General features: G+C 45.3%; 15 protein-coding genes. 2 read left to right on the top strand and 13 right to left on the bottom strand.

Going from position 1 to position 14,965, the window contains the following annotated elements:
• Positions 1 to 4 precede the first annotated feature (4 nt).
• The 6 genes from NYE43_RS01680 to NYE43_RS01655 all read right to left on the bottom strand — a co-directional run bounded on the left by NYE43_RS01680 (position 5) and on the right by NYE43_RS01655 (position 5,170).
• Positions 5 to 1,315, bottom strand: a complete 1,311-nt coding sequence (locus tag NYE43_RS01680) for a phosphoribosyltransferase family protein (protein WP_185848957.1) — start codon at positions 1,313 to 1,315, stop codon at positions 5 to 7.
• Positions 1,305 to 2,465 carry an HpcH/HpaI aldolase/citrate lyase family protein gene (locus NYE43_RS01675; protein WP_185848322.1) on the bottom strand — a complete coding sequence of 387 codons (1,161 nt, stop codon included), beginning with the start codon at positions 2,463 to 2,465 and terminating at the stop codon, positions 1,305 to 1,307. The genes NYE43_RS01680 and NYE43_RS01675 overlap by 11 nt, the downstream gene beginning before the upstream one ends.
• Before the next feature lie 62 nt (positions 2,466 to 2,527).
• Positions 2,528 to 3,301 carry a TerC family protein gene (locus NYE43_RS01670; protein WP_024120125.1) on the bottom strand — a complete coding sequence of 258 codons (774 nt, stop codon included), beginning with the start codon at positions 3,299 to 3,301 and terminating at the stop codon, positions 2,528 to 2,530.
• A gap of 51 nt (positions 3,302 to 3,352) precedes the next feature.
• Entirely contained in the window at positions 3,353 to 3,931 is a 579-nt protein-coding gene (locus tag NYE43_RS01665; protein WP_010332927.1) for a TerD family protein, read from the bottom strand.
• A gap of 35 nt (positions 3,932 to 3,966) precedes the next feature.
• Positions 3,967 to 4,548, bottom strand: coding sequence for a TerD family protein (locus NYE43_RS01660; RefSeq protein WP_010332926.1), 582 nt, complete (start codon positions 4,546 to 4,548; stop codon positions 3,967 to 3,969).
• A 22-nt stretch (positions 4,549 to 4,570) separates the two neighbouring features.
• Positions 4,571 to 5,170: a TerD family protein gene (locus NYE43_RS01655; protein ID WP_010332925.1), complete on the bottom strand. Its 600-nt coding sequence runs from the start codon at positions 5,168 to 5,170 to the stop codon at positions 4,571 to 4,573.
• A gap of 287 nt (positions 5,171 to 5,457) precedes the next feature.
• Here NYE43_RS01655 and NYE43_RS01650 point away from each other — a divergent pair, with 287 nt between their 5' ends.
• Positions 5,458 to 6,453 carry an LLM class flavin-dependent oxidoreductase gene (locus NYE43_RS01650; protein ID WP_101860199.1) on the top strand — a complete coding sequence of 332 codons (996 nt, stop codon included), beginning with the start codon at positions 5,458 to 5,460 and terminating at the stop codon, positions 6,451 to 6,453.
• Between the two features lie 40 nt (positions 6,454 to 6,493).
• On the opposite strand, the gene znuB is transcribed toward NYE43_RS01650, so the two are convergent.
• The 6 genes from znuB to NYE43_RS01620 form a co-directional block, all read right to left on the bottom strand.
• Positions 6,494 to 7,336 (bottom strand): zinc ABC transporter permease ZnuB, encoded by an 843-nt coding sequence (znuB, locus tag NYE43_RS01645; protein WP_024120123.1) that lies wholly within the window; start codon positions 7,334 to 7,336, stop codon positions 6,494 to 6,496.
• Positions 7,294 to 7,989, bottom strand: a complete 696-nt coding sequence (gene znuC / locus NYE43_RS01640) for a zinc ABC transporter ATP-binding protein ZnuC (protein WP_024120122.1) — start codon at positions 7,987 to 7,989, stop codon at positions 7,294 to 7,296. Before znuC ends, znuB begins: the two co-directional genes overlap by 43 nt.
• A gap of 57 nt (positions 7,990 to 8,046) precedes the next feature.
• A complete protein-coding gene (locus NYE43_RS01635) occupies positions 8,047 to 9,021 on the bottom strand; it encodes a metal ABC transporter substrate-binding protein (RefSeq protein ID WP_185848323.1) in 975 nt (324 codons plus the stop codon).
• Positions 9,022 to 9,212: 191 nt separating this feature from the next.
• Positions 9,213 to 10,901: a glycoside hydrolase family 13 protein gene (locus NYE43_RS01630; RefSeq protein ID WP_341060709.1), complete on the bottom strand. Its 1,689-nt coding sequence runs from the start codon at positions 10,899 to 10,901 to the stop codon at positions 9,213 to 9,215.
• A 27-nt stretch (positions 10,902 to 10,928) separates the two neighbouring features.
• The gene (locus NYE43_RS01625; protein ID WP_024120119.1) at positions 10,929 to 11,705 is read right to left on the bottom strand and encodes an SDR family oxidoreductase; all 777 of its coding nucleotides are present in this window, start codon (positions 11,703 to 11,705) and stop codon (positions 10,929 to 10,931) included.
• A gap of 110 nt (positions 11,706 to 11,815) precedes the next feature.
• On the bottom strand, positions 11,816 to 12,937 hold the full coding sequence (locus tag NYE43_RS01620) for a Rap family tetratricopeptide repeat protein (protein WP_024120118.1): 1,122 nt from the start codon (positions 12,935 to 12,937) through the stop codon (positions 11,816 to 11,818).
• A 120-nt stretch (positions 12,938 to 13,057) separates the two neighbouring features.
• On the opposite strand from NYE43_RS01620, the gene NYE43_RS01615 reads away from it, so the two are divergent.
• Positions 13,058 to 13,561 carry a M15 family metallopeptidase gene (locus NYE43_RS01615; protein WP_024120117.1) on the top strand — a complete coding sequence of 168 codons (504 nt, stop codon included), beginning with the start codon at positions 13,058 to 13,060 and terminating at the stop codon, positions 13,559 to 13,561.
• Positions 13,562 to 13,566: 5 nt separating this feature from the next.
• On the opposite strand, the gene NYE43_RS01610 is transcribed toward NYE43_RS01615, so the two are convergent.
• The gene (locus tag NYE43_RS01610; RefSeq protein ID WP_095714478.1) at positions 13,567 to 14,928 is read right to left on the bottom strand and encodes a YcdB/YcdC domain-containing protein; all 1,362 of its coding nucleotides are present in this window, start codon (positions 14,926 to 14,928) and stop codon (positions 13,567 to 13,569) included.
• Positions 14,929 to 14,965 lie beyond the last annotated feature (37 nt).

The following is a 14,965-nucleotide window of genomic DNA, read 5'->3' as shown; positions in this document are numbered from 1 at the left end:
CAGATCACACCTTTCGTGAAAGGGTTACAATGTGGATATGCGGCACTTCTTTTTCTTTGAATATATGAAAAATTGGCTGTAACGCCTCATCCGAAACGGTCTTTTCAAGACAGAAAAAGACCTCGTCATACGCTCCGGCGGGGAGGTTATAGATAAAATGGCGAACCGCCTCATCTTCGGGATTCATAAATGAATAACCGTTTTGCACAGCATAGCCCGCTTTGACAACAGGGTGAATCGGGCTGCGGGTAGTAGAGTGATAGGAAATGGAGCCCTGAAGATGCGCTGCGATTTTCATAGGAATGTACATCAGCTCTCCCGTTCCAAGCACAAGCGTTCTTCTCCCCTTCCGATACTGTTCCACATGCTGCGCAGCTAGGCGGCAGGCCTCGTGAACCGCCTGCCTGTCACTCGCCTTTAAGCCAAACCGCCCTGTTTCCTTCACATAAAAATGCTCGTCTGCGAATATGGCCGGCTGATAAGGTAAGGATGCAAAGAAGCCGGACAAGTCGATGTCTGTTCTGTTTATTGCTGATTCCTGCGGCTTCGGTCTGTAATCATAGGAGGACTCTGACAAAAGCTCTCCTTTAAAGGAAATGCGCCCAGACAGTAAAGCTGTTGTTGATATGGTAACCCCTAATTCCCGTTCCGCTTCAGCATAAGCTTGTTTGTGCTCCTCAGTGCGCCAATCCAATAAAGACAAAACAGCGTATTCTTTGCGGGGGAACTTCGATTGTATATCCCGAATGATATGCAGTGCGGTTTTTCCTGTCGTGATTTCATCATCCACGAGAATCACCGGGCAATCGTTGTTGATCATATGAGGTTCCGCATAGCATAGCTGGTCGGTCGCATGGGAGTGCTCCTCGACAAAGGTAATGGAAGGCTCGTTGTTCCGTATCAGTTCACGTGTTGTATGGACATACGACGCATTCTCAATGCAGTCATAAACCGCGTGTCCAAGGGCTGTCGCCGTTTCCGCAAACCCGATCACAAGCGGCGCCTCCTCTAGTGCAATACGCTGCTTTTGCAACGTTCGATAAGCAGCCCGAAGCCCGCTGTCCGTTCCTGAAAGAAAACCGTTCAGAATGTCGGCCTTCTCCTTCAGCTCACGGCCCGTTTTTCGTTCAGCGTACTCCAAAGCAAGCAGCCCTGACGCCAAAAGCGGCTTCAGCGGATGAACTGGAATATGCTTTCCCAGCACTTTGCTGACAAATAAAAAACCCCTTTTTTTGTTTACACGCGCCGCCATTTCAAATAAGACTTGCTCCGGAATAGAAAGCGGATTGTCAGTGACCGACAGGTCAACCGCCATATTGTCCAATATTTGAAGTGTTTTGCTGTTCGTTGAGCAAATCGGAGAAAGATCGGTTTTCATGATACACCCCATAGATTTCTGATTTTATTATGATGTTCTCAGCCCATTTCATATGGGGCTTCATCTCATTCATTTTGTTGGAAAAATGGCTTTTCATCACACCGATTGAACCGTTTCCGTGATGAATAATGCTTAACGCATCCATATAGTCTTCCTTTGATACAACATACAGGCTGTTTACCGCTTTAAGCTGAGACGGGTGAATGACCGTTTTCCCGTGAATCCCGTTAGCGATATCAAGCTCTGTTTCCTTCACCAAACCTTTGACATGCTCATTCAGCTCAGAAGGCTGGTGCGCTGACAGAAGGTGAGGCTTTTGCGCTGTCTGGAAATATTCCCAGACCGATCCAGAAACGACAAACGTCCTGCCGAAATAATTGATGACATCCGCCATAAAATCGGAAATCAGGCGAATATCATAGATGGTTTGCCCCGGCTTTCTCCGGATGCCGTATAACCCGCACAAATCAGTCGCACCGATTCGCACATTTAAAATCAAGTCCTGATATTGATGCAGAACCGCACTCAGCTCTCCGAAAGCCTCCGGCCGCGTCTCTTTAGAAAGCAAATCGGGCGTTTCTAAAATCGGCATTCCATAAATCGGCGCTCTCCTATCGCGAGAGATGTTTTCCAGCGTTTCCGCATAGTCACGGGCGTTCACTCCCGAACATTTCGGAAACACAAAACCGGTTAACAAATGAAGAAAGCGCTTCAAGCGGCCCGCCAGCTCCTGCAGCTGCTTCGGAGAACGCACCCTTACAAACATGAGCGGAAGATTATCCGGTTCTATTTTGTTTTGCTGAATCGCCTGTTCTATGCGCTCAAGCTGAATATTGAGATTATGTTCAGCCTGCTCGACTTCATGATCCCCAATCGCATCCTCTAAGCAGAAAACAACGGACGTTAGATCCTCGTACTTTTGTTCAGTAATCATAGCGGCTATGTCGTGGCGGGTTGCAGGCATATATAATAGGGCTCCCAGCGCTTGTTCAAGCCATTTTTTAGGCGCCTCTTTCGTGACCTGTTTCGGCACTTGATAAAATACATGCTCTTCTTGACGCGCTGATAAATAGTGGAAATACCGCAAACCAGTCACCCTCTTTTCTGTAACAAAAAAGGAAGGACATGAAACTCCCTCCTTGTTTTGTTTTATTCTTCTTTTGACGCAGCTGTTTGTTCGCGCACCTGCTTTTGTTTGTTGATATAGTGAATGATAAATGTTACCGCAAATGCAGCGATAATGATAATGAAGAATACAGAATGCGGCATTTCATAATGGAAAGCGCTCCCTGCCATTTTCAGCGCGATAATTCCGATTAACACGAATGCTGTGTTTTCAAGCTCAGGGATTTTATCGATCAGCACAAGGAATACTTTTGCGACTGTACGCATCATTAAAATACCCAGCATACCGCCGATCAAAAGAACCCATACTTTTTCAGACACCGCAAACGCGGCCAAGATGCTGTCCACAGAAAAGGCAAGGTCCATCAGCTCAACTGAAATAACAGTTGCCCAGAAGATACCGAATGTACGGACCATCCAAGAGTTTTTCTTAATACCGTCTGCTTCCTCTTCTTTTTCGCCGATCCAGAAGTGCTTAATGACGAGCCAAGCCAGGTAAAGCGCGCCAAGCACTTTGATCCACCAGAATTTAATGAGAAGCATACCGAGTCCGATGAATATAAATCGGAAAATGTACGCTCCGAATAAACCATACGTTAACGCTTTTTTACGCTGTTTTTCCGGAAGATGTTTCACCATAACTGCAAGAACTAACGCATTATCGGCCGATAAAAGGCCTTCCAGCACAACAAGGGAACCGATCAGACCCCAAGAAACCGGATCAGTCAGAACTTCCCCCCACATTTTCCAATCGAAAAATGAAGCATACGTAGACATGATGTGATGTAAAAATTCCAAGTTTTTTCCTCCTATTAATTGAAAACGGTGACTGCTTTATTTGTCACTCGCTTACACCTGCAAACCGTAGTTCCGGCATAATGAAGCAAGGCCGCCGGAAAAACCGCTGCCGATCGCATTGAACTTCCACTCGTTTCCGTGTCTGTACAGCTCACATACGACAACGGCTGTTTCAATGGAGAAATCTTCTCCCAAATCGAAGCGAAGAAGCTCATTTTGAGTCTCTTCATCTGCAACGCGTACAAACGCGTTTGACACTTGTCCAAAGTTTTGGCTGCGTGCTTCCGCGTCATGAATTGTAACTGTGATGCCGATTTTCTCAATGTGAGCAGGGATTTTTGAAAAATCAACGATGATCTGCTCATCATCTCCGTCGCCTTCACCGGTGCGGTTGTCACCCGTATGGATGACACCGCCGCTCGGGTGCTCAAGGTTATTATAGAAGACGAAATCGAGATCATTCACACAGTTATCATGCGCATCCACTAAAAAGGCTGAAGCATCCAGGTCAAAATCGTGTCCGCCTGAGTACTTATTTGTATCCCATCCTAAACCGATCACCGCTTTTGTGAGTCCCGGGTTTGTTTTCGTTAAGTCAACACGCTGTCCTTTTGCTAATTGAATGGCCATACTGCCTCTCTCCTTTCTGCTCTTCGTAATATGTCTTAACCGACTTGCAAGCCGTAGTCTGTTGCGATGCGGGCAAGACCGCCTTGGTAGCCTGAGCCGATAGCAGAGAATTTCCATTCGCCGTTGTGTCTGTAAAGCTCTCCAGCGATAATTGCCGTTTCAATAGAGAAATCTTCCGCAAGATCGTAACGAATAAGCTCTTCATTTGTTTCTTCATTGACAATGCGTACAAACGCGTTTGACACTTGTCCAAAGTTTTGGCTGCGCGCTTCCGCTTCGTGAATCGTGATAACAAATGAGATTTTGTCGATATTCGCAGGTACGGCGCTGAGATTGACTTTTACATTCTCGTCATCACCCTCGCCAAGACCTGTCAGGTTATCGCCTGAATGAACAACTGAACCGTTTCCGCCTTCAAGCTGGTTATAGAAAATAAAATCATTTTGACTTGCGCATTTTCCAGACGCATCTAAAAGAAATACACTTGAGTCAAGGTCAAAGTCATGACCGCCGTCATACTTATTCGTATCCCAGCCTAAACCGACAACAACCTTTGAAAGACCCGGATTTGTTTTTGTTAAATCTACTTTTTGTCCTTTTGCCAATGAAATTGCCATGTTTCATCCACTCCTTTTTCTTTTATACGTACCGGTTGACAATATCTTCTAATCTCGTATCGTTTGTGCCTTCGCCGACCGCCGCGAATTTCCATTCGCCGTCCTGGCGGTAGATTTCAGCGGTAATCAGGCTTGTCCTGCCTGCATAATTGTCTTTCAAATTGTATTTGAGCATTTCTTCATGATTCGATTGATCAACAACACGGATAAAAGCATTTTGAATCATGCCGAAATCCTGTTTTCTTCTCACGCAATCATAAATATTCACAACAAATACAAGCTTATTAATGTTGGCAGGCACTTTCGCCAAATCAATTAAAATCTGCTCATCATCGCCCGCTCCGTCGCCTGTCAGGTTGTCACCTGTGTGCTTGACACTGCCGCAGCGGCTTTTCAGGTTTCCAAAATAAATGACATTTTTCTTATCAGTGAATTTGCCGTTTTCCAGCATCAGCACTGATGCGTCACAGTCAATATTTGGTCCGCCTCCGCCGAGCAGCTTTCCAAAAAAGCCGCCGCCTGATGAAACCGGGTCCCAGCCGAGACCGACCATCAATTTTGACAGACCCGCTTTTCCTTTTGTTAAATCAATTCGCTGACCTTTTTCTAAAGAAATTGCCACACGATTCACTCCTAATCATCGAAATGTGAATATAGTCACATTTATTTTTACGTACAAACGTAACTTGAGTATGCCGTAAATTATTAATATATACGTTTTTTATTATATCAAAGTTTCGTAAAAGTTAAGAATAATTGACGAAAATCCTCGAAAAAAATCTCCCATATTTGATATATGTTTTGCAAATCATATGAATGGCGGATCTCAAACAAACCATTTGACGTGAGCGAGTCATTTTGCCTATTCTTGTATCACATTCTAAAAAGCAACGGAAAGGAAGCGGCCTTTTGATTCATTTAAGCATACTTGATCAGGCACCTGTTTCTAAAGGAGAAAGCCCCGTGACAACCCTTCAGCATTCGGTCGAGCTGGCCGGACGAAGTGAAGAATGGGGCTATAAGCGTTATTGGTTTGCCGAACACCACAGCACGAAAGGACTGGCAAGCACGGCACCGGAAATTATGATCGCCCGTATCGCGGCTCACACAAACAAGATTCGTGTCGGGTCTGGCGGTGTGCTTCTGCCTCAGTACAGCCCGTTTAAGGTGGCCGAGACCTTTCGCCAGCTTGAGGCCTTGTATCCGAACCGGATTGACCTTGGTCTCGGGCGTTCGCCGGGCGGAACGACGAAAACCCGGCTCGCACTAACCGACGGCATCAAAAAAAGCTTAACCGATTTTAACAGACAGCTTCAGGATGTCTCTTATTTTCTGACCGATTCGCTTCCCGCCGGGCATCCGTATGCCGGGATCAAAGCGGCTCCTCTTATTGACACAGCACCGGAGCTTTGGGTGCTTGGATTAGGGGAGAACAGCGCAAGGCGAGCGGCCCATCAGGGAATCGGATATGTGTTTGGGCATTTTATCAGCCCTGAACGAGGGGAAAGCGCGTTTCGTATCTATCGTGAAAACTTTCAGCCATCAGCCCATTTCACATCTCCGGCCGCACTGTTTACGATCTTTGTCATTTGCGCAAAAACAGATGAAGAGGCAGAGGAGCTCGCGTTAAGCCAGGATTTGTGGCTTCTTCGCGTCGGGAAAGGCTTGGACAGCAGGGTGCCAAGCATTGAGGAAGCGAAAGCATACCACTATACTGAATCAGATAAAAACCAAATACGAGAAAACAGAAAGCGCATGGTCATCGGTTCTCCAAGCACTGTAAAACAGCAGCTTCTAGAGCTGGCGGACCGCTATGAAACAAATGAAATTATGGTTCTTTGCAATGTGTTTGATTTTGAGGCGAAAAAAGAATCATATGAACGTCTTGCCGGGTTATTTCTATAAAAAAAGCAGTTTTTCCCAAAGGAAAAACTGCTTTTTATTTTTATCTGTGCCCTTTTTTACGCTGGGTTTCTTTTTTGATAAACGTCCATATCCCCTGAACTGCAAATCCGATCAGGAGCAGAACAATTAACAGCAGGGTAATGGAAGGCCCTGGCGGTGTGCCGAGCTGATAAGATGACGTCAGTCCCATAAATACACTGAATAAGGAAATGAGTATGGCTGACATAAATACCATGTTAAAGCCTTTTGCGATTCTAATGGCGAAAGCTGCCGGCAATACGAGCAGTGCCGATACGAGCAGTACGCCGATAATCGGAATAATAACTGAGATCGCAAGACCAGTGACAATGCTGAATGACATCGACAGAATGTTTGTATTGATTCCGGACGTTTTGGCTGTTGCTTCATCAAATGTCAGCAGATAGAGCGGCCTTTTCAGCACGATAAAATAGAGCAGGATCAACAATGTAATGATGCCGATAATATAGACCTGCTGCTGGTTAACCGTCACGAGCGACCCGAATAAGTACTGATCAATGCTCATATTGGCGGCGCCTTTCGAAAGGCTGATTAAAAACATCGCGAAGGACAAACCCGCCGCCATTAAGATGGCAATGGACACTTCCGAGTATGTCCGGTATGCCCGCCGCATGTATTCAATTCCGACCGCGCCGACGGTCACAACGACTATGCTCGCCGCGGTAATATTGGTGCTGAGGAAAAAGCCGATGGCAACACCCGACAGTGAAATATGCGAGAGTGTGTCAGCCATTAAGGCCTGCCTTCTAAGCACAAGATATACCCCTAAAATCGGGGCCATGATGGCGATCATGCCGCCTGCTAGAAAAGCTCGTCGCATGAATTCCAAGTCAAACATTTCCATCCGCCTTTTTCTCCTCTCTCTAATCGAATCACTTTATCTAAAAATTGCTGTACTTCATTTTGTTCATGAGTGACCATCACAACTGTGCGATTGTGATTTTTCACCAAGTGGTGCATGAATTCGTAAAACCCTTTTCTGCTGTCATAATCAACCGCTGTCGTCGGTTCGTCCAGCATTAAGAGATCGGGATTGCTGGCAAGCATTCTGGCAATACAGATTTTCTGTTTCTGGCCGCCCGACAAGTCACCGATTTTCCGGTGGCGAAGCTCCCACATTTCCACCATTTTCAGGGCTTTTTCTACTTCGATATGATCTTCTTCATTCAAACGTTTAAACCATTTCCCTTTTGTGTACCGGCCGGATTGGACAAGCTCAAGCACGGTGCTCGGAAAACCTGCATTAAATGAAGAAATTTGCTGCGGGACATACCCTATAGTCAGACGTTTTCCTTCTGCATTCTTTTTACTGATTGTTACCTTGCCTTCCCACGGTTTCAGCATGCCGAGCATCACTTTTATCAGCGTTGATTTAGAAGCGCCGTTTGGACCTGTGATGCCGACAAACTCGCCGCTTTCAATATCAAGAGATACTTTATCCAACACAGGCGTGTGGGAATAGCCAAAAACGATATCTTTCAATGAGACGAGATTCATGTCAATCTTCCTTTCTCACAAAGAAATAGTGTGCACCCTCCGGCGCACACTATCTTTTTATTTATCCAATAGTGAATCTTTCAGGGCATCGAGGTTTTGCTTCATGATGTCGATGTACCCTATACCTTTATCCTGTTCTTCTTTGCTTAAGCCTTCCAGCGTATTCAGCACTTCTGTTTTCGCGCCGATTTCACTGGCCAGTGTATCTGCAACCTTGGAGGATGCAATTTCTTCAAAATATATAATGTTCACGTCATGCTCTTTCGCATACGTTTTCAGTTTTGCTAAGTCAGCTGCACTCGGCTCTTGTTCAGGAGAAAGCCCCGCAATCGGAACCTGAGTCAGGCCGTATTCTTTTGCCAAATAGCCAAAAGCTGTGTGCTGTGTGATAAATTCTTTCTTCGCCGCTTTTTTTACGGTTGTACGATATAGTTTATCAAGATCCTGCAGTTTTGCAATATATTCTTTACTATTTTTCTCATAGTATTCTTTGTTATCCGGGTCTTGCTTCACGATTTGCGCAGTAATATTTTCAACTTCCTTTTGCGCTAAAACAGGGCTGAGCCATACATGAGGGTCCATTTCATGGCTGTGTTCATGCTCTTCGTGATCTCCGTGTTCATGTTCATGTTCATGTTCGTGTTCTTCTTCAGAGCCCTCCATTAAATCGATGCCCTTGCTCGCATTTACGAAAACCGCATGATCTTGGCCCATGCTTTTTTCAGTTGAAGGAACCCAAGTTTCCATGTATTCGCTATTATAAACGAACAAATCTGCGTCCTGAATACTTGCAATATCCTTCGGCGTCGGCTCCCAGTCGTGCGGTTCGACAGAAGACGGAATTAAAAGATCCACATCGCCCTTATCTTTCACAATTTGTTTCGTAAATTCATACATCGGGTAGAACGTCGTGACAATGTGCAGTTTATCACTCTTTGAATCCGCTGACCCTTTCGTTGATGAGTTGCCGCATGCCGCGACCAATAAGAAGCACGCTGCAATCACAAACAAACCGCTCCATTTTTTAAACATAACGATATCCCCTCTTTTTCACAATGACTTTAAATCAAAATGATAACGATTTTGTAATCCTTAATAATAATAAACCGAAGTCATTACGTTTTGCAAGATTAATTTTATGTTGACGCTATGTTTTTATTTTTCCCGCGTGCAGCGCGGATATATGTACTGAAAAACCCGGCAAACTGCGCCGGGCTGACTTCTTATTCTCTTGTGTTCAAAAGATATACTCTGCTCTCGTAAGGCTGAAACACCATTTCATCAGCAATATCACCGTTGTTTTTATAATTGCTGAGTAAAAGGGACGCCTGATCCTTGCTGCAGCACTCCGGCCATTGGAATACAGCCTGCTCTTTTGAAAAATTATTCACCGCCAAAAGCTTTTGCCGGCCGTTCTCTCTGACGTATACAAACAGCTGCGGATCATCTGGGAGCAAGAGATCGTAGCTTCCTTTTATGAGATCTGCATACTGCTTTCTCAGGCTGATCACCTTTTTGTAATAGGCTAAAATGGAATCTGGGTCTGCTTCCGCTTCCTCGGCATTGATGGATGCATAGTTCGGATTGACCTTCAGCCATGGCGTTCCGTCCGTGAATCCGGCATTCTTCCCGCTGCTCCATTGCATCGGCGTCCGGGCGTGATCCCGGCTTTTGGCCAAGATAGAAGTCATCACTTCTTCAGGATCATAGCCGTTCTCAAACACCCGTTTATGATACATATTAATCGTTTGGATATCTTTGTAGTCCTCAATTCTCGTAAACGGCGCGTTTGTCATGCCGATTTCTTCTCCTTGATAAATATACGGCGTGCCTTTCATAAAATAAAGGACAGTGGCAAGCATTTTCGCAGACTCTTTGCGATATCTCCCTTCATCTCCGAAACGGGAAACGATCCGCGGCTGGTCGTGGTTGCACCAAAACAGAGTATTCCAGCCTTTATGTTCAAGCGTCTTCTGCCACTTTGTTAATACAGATTTTAAATCAGAAAGCTTTAGGGGCTTCAGATCCCAATGTTCTTTTCCCGGCTGCTGGTCAAGCTCCATATGCTGAAAGTGAAAAATCATATTCAGTTCATGCTTATCCGTTCCCGTATATGTCAAGCCTTCCTCCGGTGTGACAGAGCCAACCTCACCGACCGACATGACATCGTATTGTGAAAATACTTCGTCTGTCATCTCTTTTAAATAGTCATGGATGCGTTCGCCGTTCGGCTGGAAGGGTTTCGGTTCTGCACACTGATTGACGTAGTCCTCATGTGAAGGAAGGAACTCTTTCTTTGAGATCAGATGAAGCTGGTCTATACGCAAGCCGTCGACCCCTTTATCGAGCCAAAACTTCATCATGTCATATACCGCTTGGCGAACGTCAGGGTTTTCCCAGTTTAAATCAGCTTGTTTGACGGCATTCATGTGCAGATAATATTCGCCAGTGTGCTCCTCATATTGCCAAACAGGACGTCCGTAGTCTGACACCCAGTCTGTCGGCGGGCCATCTTCGGTTCCGGGGCGCCAAAAGTAATAACTGCGGTACTTGCTGTTTTTGTCCAGCTCCGCTTCTTTAAACCACGGATGCTCGACTGAGGTGTGATTTAGGACAAAATCCATGACAAGCTTTAAGCCGCGCTGATGCACCTCGTCAAGCAGATCATGAAAATCCTCCATCGTGCCGTAAGACTCCATAATCGTCTTATGGTCAGTCACATCATAACCGTAATCAACATTTGGAGAAGGGTAGATGGGACATATCCAAATCACATCTGCCCCAAGCTCCTTTATGTAGTCCAGCCGGGAAATCATTCCCCGCAAATCCCCGATCCCATCTCCATTACTGTCCTGAAAACTTCTTGGATATATTTGATAAACGACTGCATCCTTCCACCAGTCTTTTTTCATCCCGCACTCCCCCCTGTTTTTTTCTTTCTACTCGAGCTGAGACGGATAAAGTGTCATTCCCCCGTCTACAAACAGTGTTGTGCCGGTGACATAACTCGCTTCTCCCGATACGAGCCAAGCCGCTGCAGCCGCCACTTCTTCCGGTTTTCCGAAGGCTTTCATCGGAATTTTTTTCAATTGCTTTTGTCTGTTTTCTTCTTTTTTCGTGTCGACGTTGGACTCTGTGGCGATAGTGCCCGGTGCTATCGCGTTAACGCGAATTCCCTTGTCTGCATAGTTAAGCGCCAGCGTTTCCGTCATCATCTTGATGCCGCCTTTAGAAGTTGAGTATTGAACATTGACTGGGCGCGGAATCTGCTGATGAACACTTGAGATATTGAGCACATTGCCTTTGATATTGTTCTTCATCATGTGATTGAGCGCGGCTTTTGCCCCCATAAAGGTTCCCGTTACGTTTACATCAATGACCCTTTGCCAATCTTCAAGGCTCATCTCATGCGGCATGGCTTCTGTACCGTTGAAGCCTGAATTGTTCACCATTACATCAAGCGTGCCAAAGTGTTCTAAAGCGGCATCCATCAGCGCCTGAATCCCTTCTTCCTTTGACACGTCCGCTTCGACTGCGACGGCTTTCCCTCCATTTTGCTTAATGATGTCCACTGTTTCATCGGCTCCTGACGGATCATTATGATAATTCACCACCACATTCATTTTCTCGCGGCCAAAGCGTTCCGCAATGGCTTTCCCGATTCCTTTTGAAGAGCCTGTTACGATGGCTGTTTTCCCGATTAAGTCTTTATACATAAATGATGTCCTCCTCTGATTTTCCATTGTGTATCTGGAAAATACCCCATTTTTCCGGGTTGAAAACAGCATAAAAAAAGCAGAGAACCTTTTCGGTTCTCTGCCATCTCTTATTGGAAGCGCTGCTCGGCAAGTGTCTTTTTTATGTCCATCAGCCTGCGGTAAAAGAAAGCGGCTGACTCATAATTTTGCTGCTGATTGAAGCGTTCTGCCGCATCCAGCAGCAGCTCCTCTGCATCAGCGAGAAGCTGGCGGGATTCGAGAAGATCAAAGCATTCTTCGAGTACCTTCCTGTCGCCGCTGCCAAGATAAAGCTCGTGAATAAGGCGGAATTTTGTTAAGTACATGTCATCCGCCCATTCCGCCGCGCTTTTTACCCCGTGTTGATACGTCTCTATTGCTTTGTCATATTTTTCTTCTTTACAGTAGATATGTGTCAGTGAAAATACAGCTTGAACGGTCTGCTGAAATTTGTGCTCTTCAAAAATGGCGGCGGCCTTCTTGAAATAGCCCTCCGCTTCGCTAAGATCTCCCAAGCTGTACTTACAGTGGCCTACGTTATAATGAGCGGCGGCAATCATATATGCTTCCTCAAGCTGCCTTGCATGATCCAAAGCGCTGCACAGGTGCTTGAGCGCCTTTTCATGATGGTAGACATCCGTCAAATTTCCGGCAATGATAAATTCACACTGCACACGGCGGCGGCCGTACAGTTCGTATTTCGTATAGATATCAAGCGCCTGGCTTGCATAATTCATCGAAAAATACGTTTGTTTGATGTGATAATACACTTCTGCGACCTTAAAAAGAAATTCAGCTTTTTCAATCTCATCTTCCACATACTCCAGCTTTTCCTCGGCGTGCTTATAATGATCGATGGCTAAAATGAAATTTTTCTGCTTAAATTCGTACATCCCTCTGAAATAGTAAAAATAATATTCTAATAAGCCCGTCAGTTTTTGCTGATTGCTTTCAATTTCGTTCAGCATGTCAGAGAACGGAGGCTCGGTGTCGCTGTCTTTCACCGGCATCAGCTTGTCCAGCATGATCCGATGCCGAAATTCCATCAAAGAAAAATATAATAGTAAATCCTGATTTTCTTCCATATCTTCTAATTCGTACTCGATCTCCTGCTTTAACGCTTCTGCTTTATCTGCTTCAAACGCACGAATGTGTTTGTACCATTCGTTTAGTTTTACCGCCACTTCTTCAGATGGAATCTTTGCTCTCAATGATCTGCCTCCTTCCTCCTGCTACTATTTATGTTATATTTTATCATAGCTATTCTCTTTTAGAGAGAGTCATTGGCTTAAAACATAACATTCAGCACCTCATGAGAAAGTGAGACCGGTATGAAATTAATAGCAAAAACATCCTTCATCTTATGCCTCCTGTTTGTGGCGGACCTTTGTTTTTCATATGTGCGGCACGCATGGCACGCTCAAACCGCTCTGCAGGACAGGCCTGTTCCTTCCGCTCTTGATCCGATTGTGAAGCAGAATGCCGACACCCTCAAGGCTGCCGCATCAAATAAAGGCATCTCGATCGTGATTACTGAAGGATTCAGATCCTTCAAGGAACAAGACGAATTATATAAGCAAGGACGCACAAAAAAAGGGAATATTGTCACCTACGCAAAAGGAGGGGAATCGTATCATAATTATGGTTTGGCGATTGATTTCGCTCTTCAGAAAAAGGATGGCAGCATCTTATGGGATATGGATTACGACGGCAATCAAAACGGGAAATCAGATTGGCTGGAGGTCGTCACCATCGCTAAAAAACTCGGATTTGAGTGGGGCGGGGATTGGGAACGGTTCAAGGATTACCCTCACTTGCAGATGATTCCTGACTAGACACCTCACAGCCTCTTCTTTTTTCTTTTATGCGCATCAATATATGAAGGATAAATCGGCTTATACACAAGCTTATAATGCTGATGGCTGCCTGCTGAAAAATCAGGCTGCCACTCCAGCTTCACATCAAACGCTGATAAAAATGCTTCTCTCGCTTCGTCAGCTGAAACATCCGGTTTGTGGTTGATTGTTTCTAATTGCTCTGGGTCTATATCCGGAGCCATAAAAGCGTCAACTTTTCCTGTTTCCGGGTTGACGATGATGCGGGCAGCACCGAACCGCAGCGGTATTCCTTTATACCAGACAGAAAAATGATTGCGGACCCTGCCTCGTTCGTCGATTCGGATTGGATTCACTCTGAAAAACTCATCAGCTCTCGGATAGAGCGCGTACAAAAACTGAAGCGCTGTCTCTTGGCATTCTTCCATTGAGTAATGTGCAGAACCCTGTAGTTCCATAAAAGAAATAGCTGCTTTTAATTTTCCTGTTTTTTTATCAGTCTTCATTTTGATTGTATTTTTATTTCTCGTCGCAAAATAGCTTCCTATGCTTAAATCCTTTCGCTCCGGCGCACTGCCTTTGCGCCAAGTGCTTCCAAGTTCCTCTCCGAAGTCCTTTTCACCGACTTTTTTCATATCAGGGGTAAATCCCAGCATTCCATATATATCGGTTCCTTCTTTTTTTTCAAGCGGCGGGAGAGGCGCCCCGTTTTCCGTTCTTTCATCCGATATATGCTGGTCAGGCACGATTTCATCTACATCCGCTGGATAGCTGTAACCGGGCAAAATCGGTTCATAGACGAGTCTGGGCGACTGTTCATCATCAATGACGTCATACATGAGCCGTAAAGACATGGTATTGACGTAATGGGAAATGACCTTCTCTTTCTCTACGAATTCCTTTGGGATGTCGGCTTTGTTCCCTTCTCCGTAATATAAAAAATGGACAATCTGTCCGCTGCGGGTGATATCTATTAAAAATCCTGAATTAGGAAGTGAGAGGCCCAGCTGTTTTTTTGTATAAACAAACCGGATGTGATGCCCTCGTTCTTCCTTGGCTTGAAAATGAAATTTCATAAATGTGGCCGGATGGTGGGCTGCGGCAAACTGAAGAGCTGTCAGCTTCAGCTCGGCATCTGGGAGCTTTTTGTCCTGCTCGAGGCCGGCGGCTGTTGAAAATGTGAGCAAAGCACCGTCGTTCGAGAGTTCTACGATAATTTGCTTTTCCGGATCTTCGGGGTCCTTCCAAATGAAGTATGCATGCCCCTTCTTCTTTTGTTTTTGAGCATAATCTTCGATCTCAAGCTCATAATGCGGCGGTACATTTCCGATCTCTTGCGCCTTCTTTTTCAGCTGTTTGTTTACCAATGAAGTCATCCTTTCAAAGAGTCTACGACAAAGAGAA

Origin of the sequence: Bacillus sp. FSL R5-0434 (assembly GCF_038004745.1) — a bacterium.
Lineage (GTDB): Bacteria > Bacillota > Bacilli > Bacillales > Bacillaceae > Bacillus > Bacillus halotolerans.
This window is presented reverse-complemented; position numbering and strand designations above follow the sequence as displayed.

Excerpts from the sequence above, each read along its gene's own strand:
- NYE43_RS01680 (WP_185848957.1), bottom strand. The coding sequence starts at position 1,315 with ATGGCGGTTGACCTGTCGGTCACTGACAATCCGCTTTCTATTCCGGAG.
- NYE43_RS01665 (WP_010332927.1), bottom strand. The coding sequence starts at position 3,931 with ATGGCCATTCAATTAGCAAAAGGACAGCGTGTTGACTTAACGAAAACA.
- NYE43_RS01660 (WP_010332926.1), bottom strand. The coding sequence starts at position 4,548 with ATGGCAATTTCATTGGCAAAAGGACAAAAAGTAGATTTAACAAAAACA.
- znuB (WP_024120123.1), bottom strand. The coding sequence starts at position 7,336 with ATGGAAATGTTTGACTTGGAATTCATGCGACGAGCTTTTCTAGCAGGC.
- znuC (WP_024120122.1), bottom strand. The coding sequence starts at position 7,989 with ATGAATCTCGTCTCATTGAAAGATATCGTTTTTGGCTATTCCCACACG.
- NYE43_RS01635 (WP_185848323.1), bottom strand. The coding sequence starts at position 9,021 with ATGTTTAAAAAATGGAGCGGTTTGTTTGTGATTGCAGCGTGCTTCTTA.
- NYE43_RS01630 (WP_341060709.1), bottom strand. The coding sequence starts at position 10,901 with ATGAAAAAAGACTGGTGGAAGGATGCAGTCGTTTATCAAATATATCCA.
- NYE43_RS01625 (WP_024120119.1), bottom strand. The coding sequence starts at position 11,705 with ATGTATAAAGACTTAATCGGGAAAACAGCCATCGTAACAGGCTCTTCA.
- NYE43_RS01615 (WP_024120117.1), top strand. The coding sequence starts at position 13,058 with ATGAAATTAATAGCAAAAACATCCTTCATCTTATGCCTCCTGTTTGTG.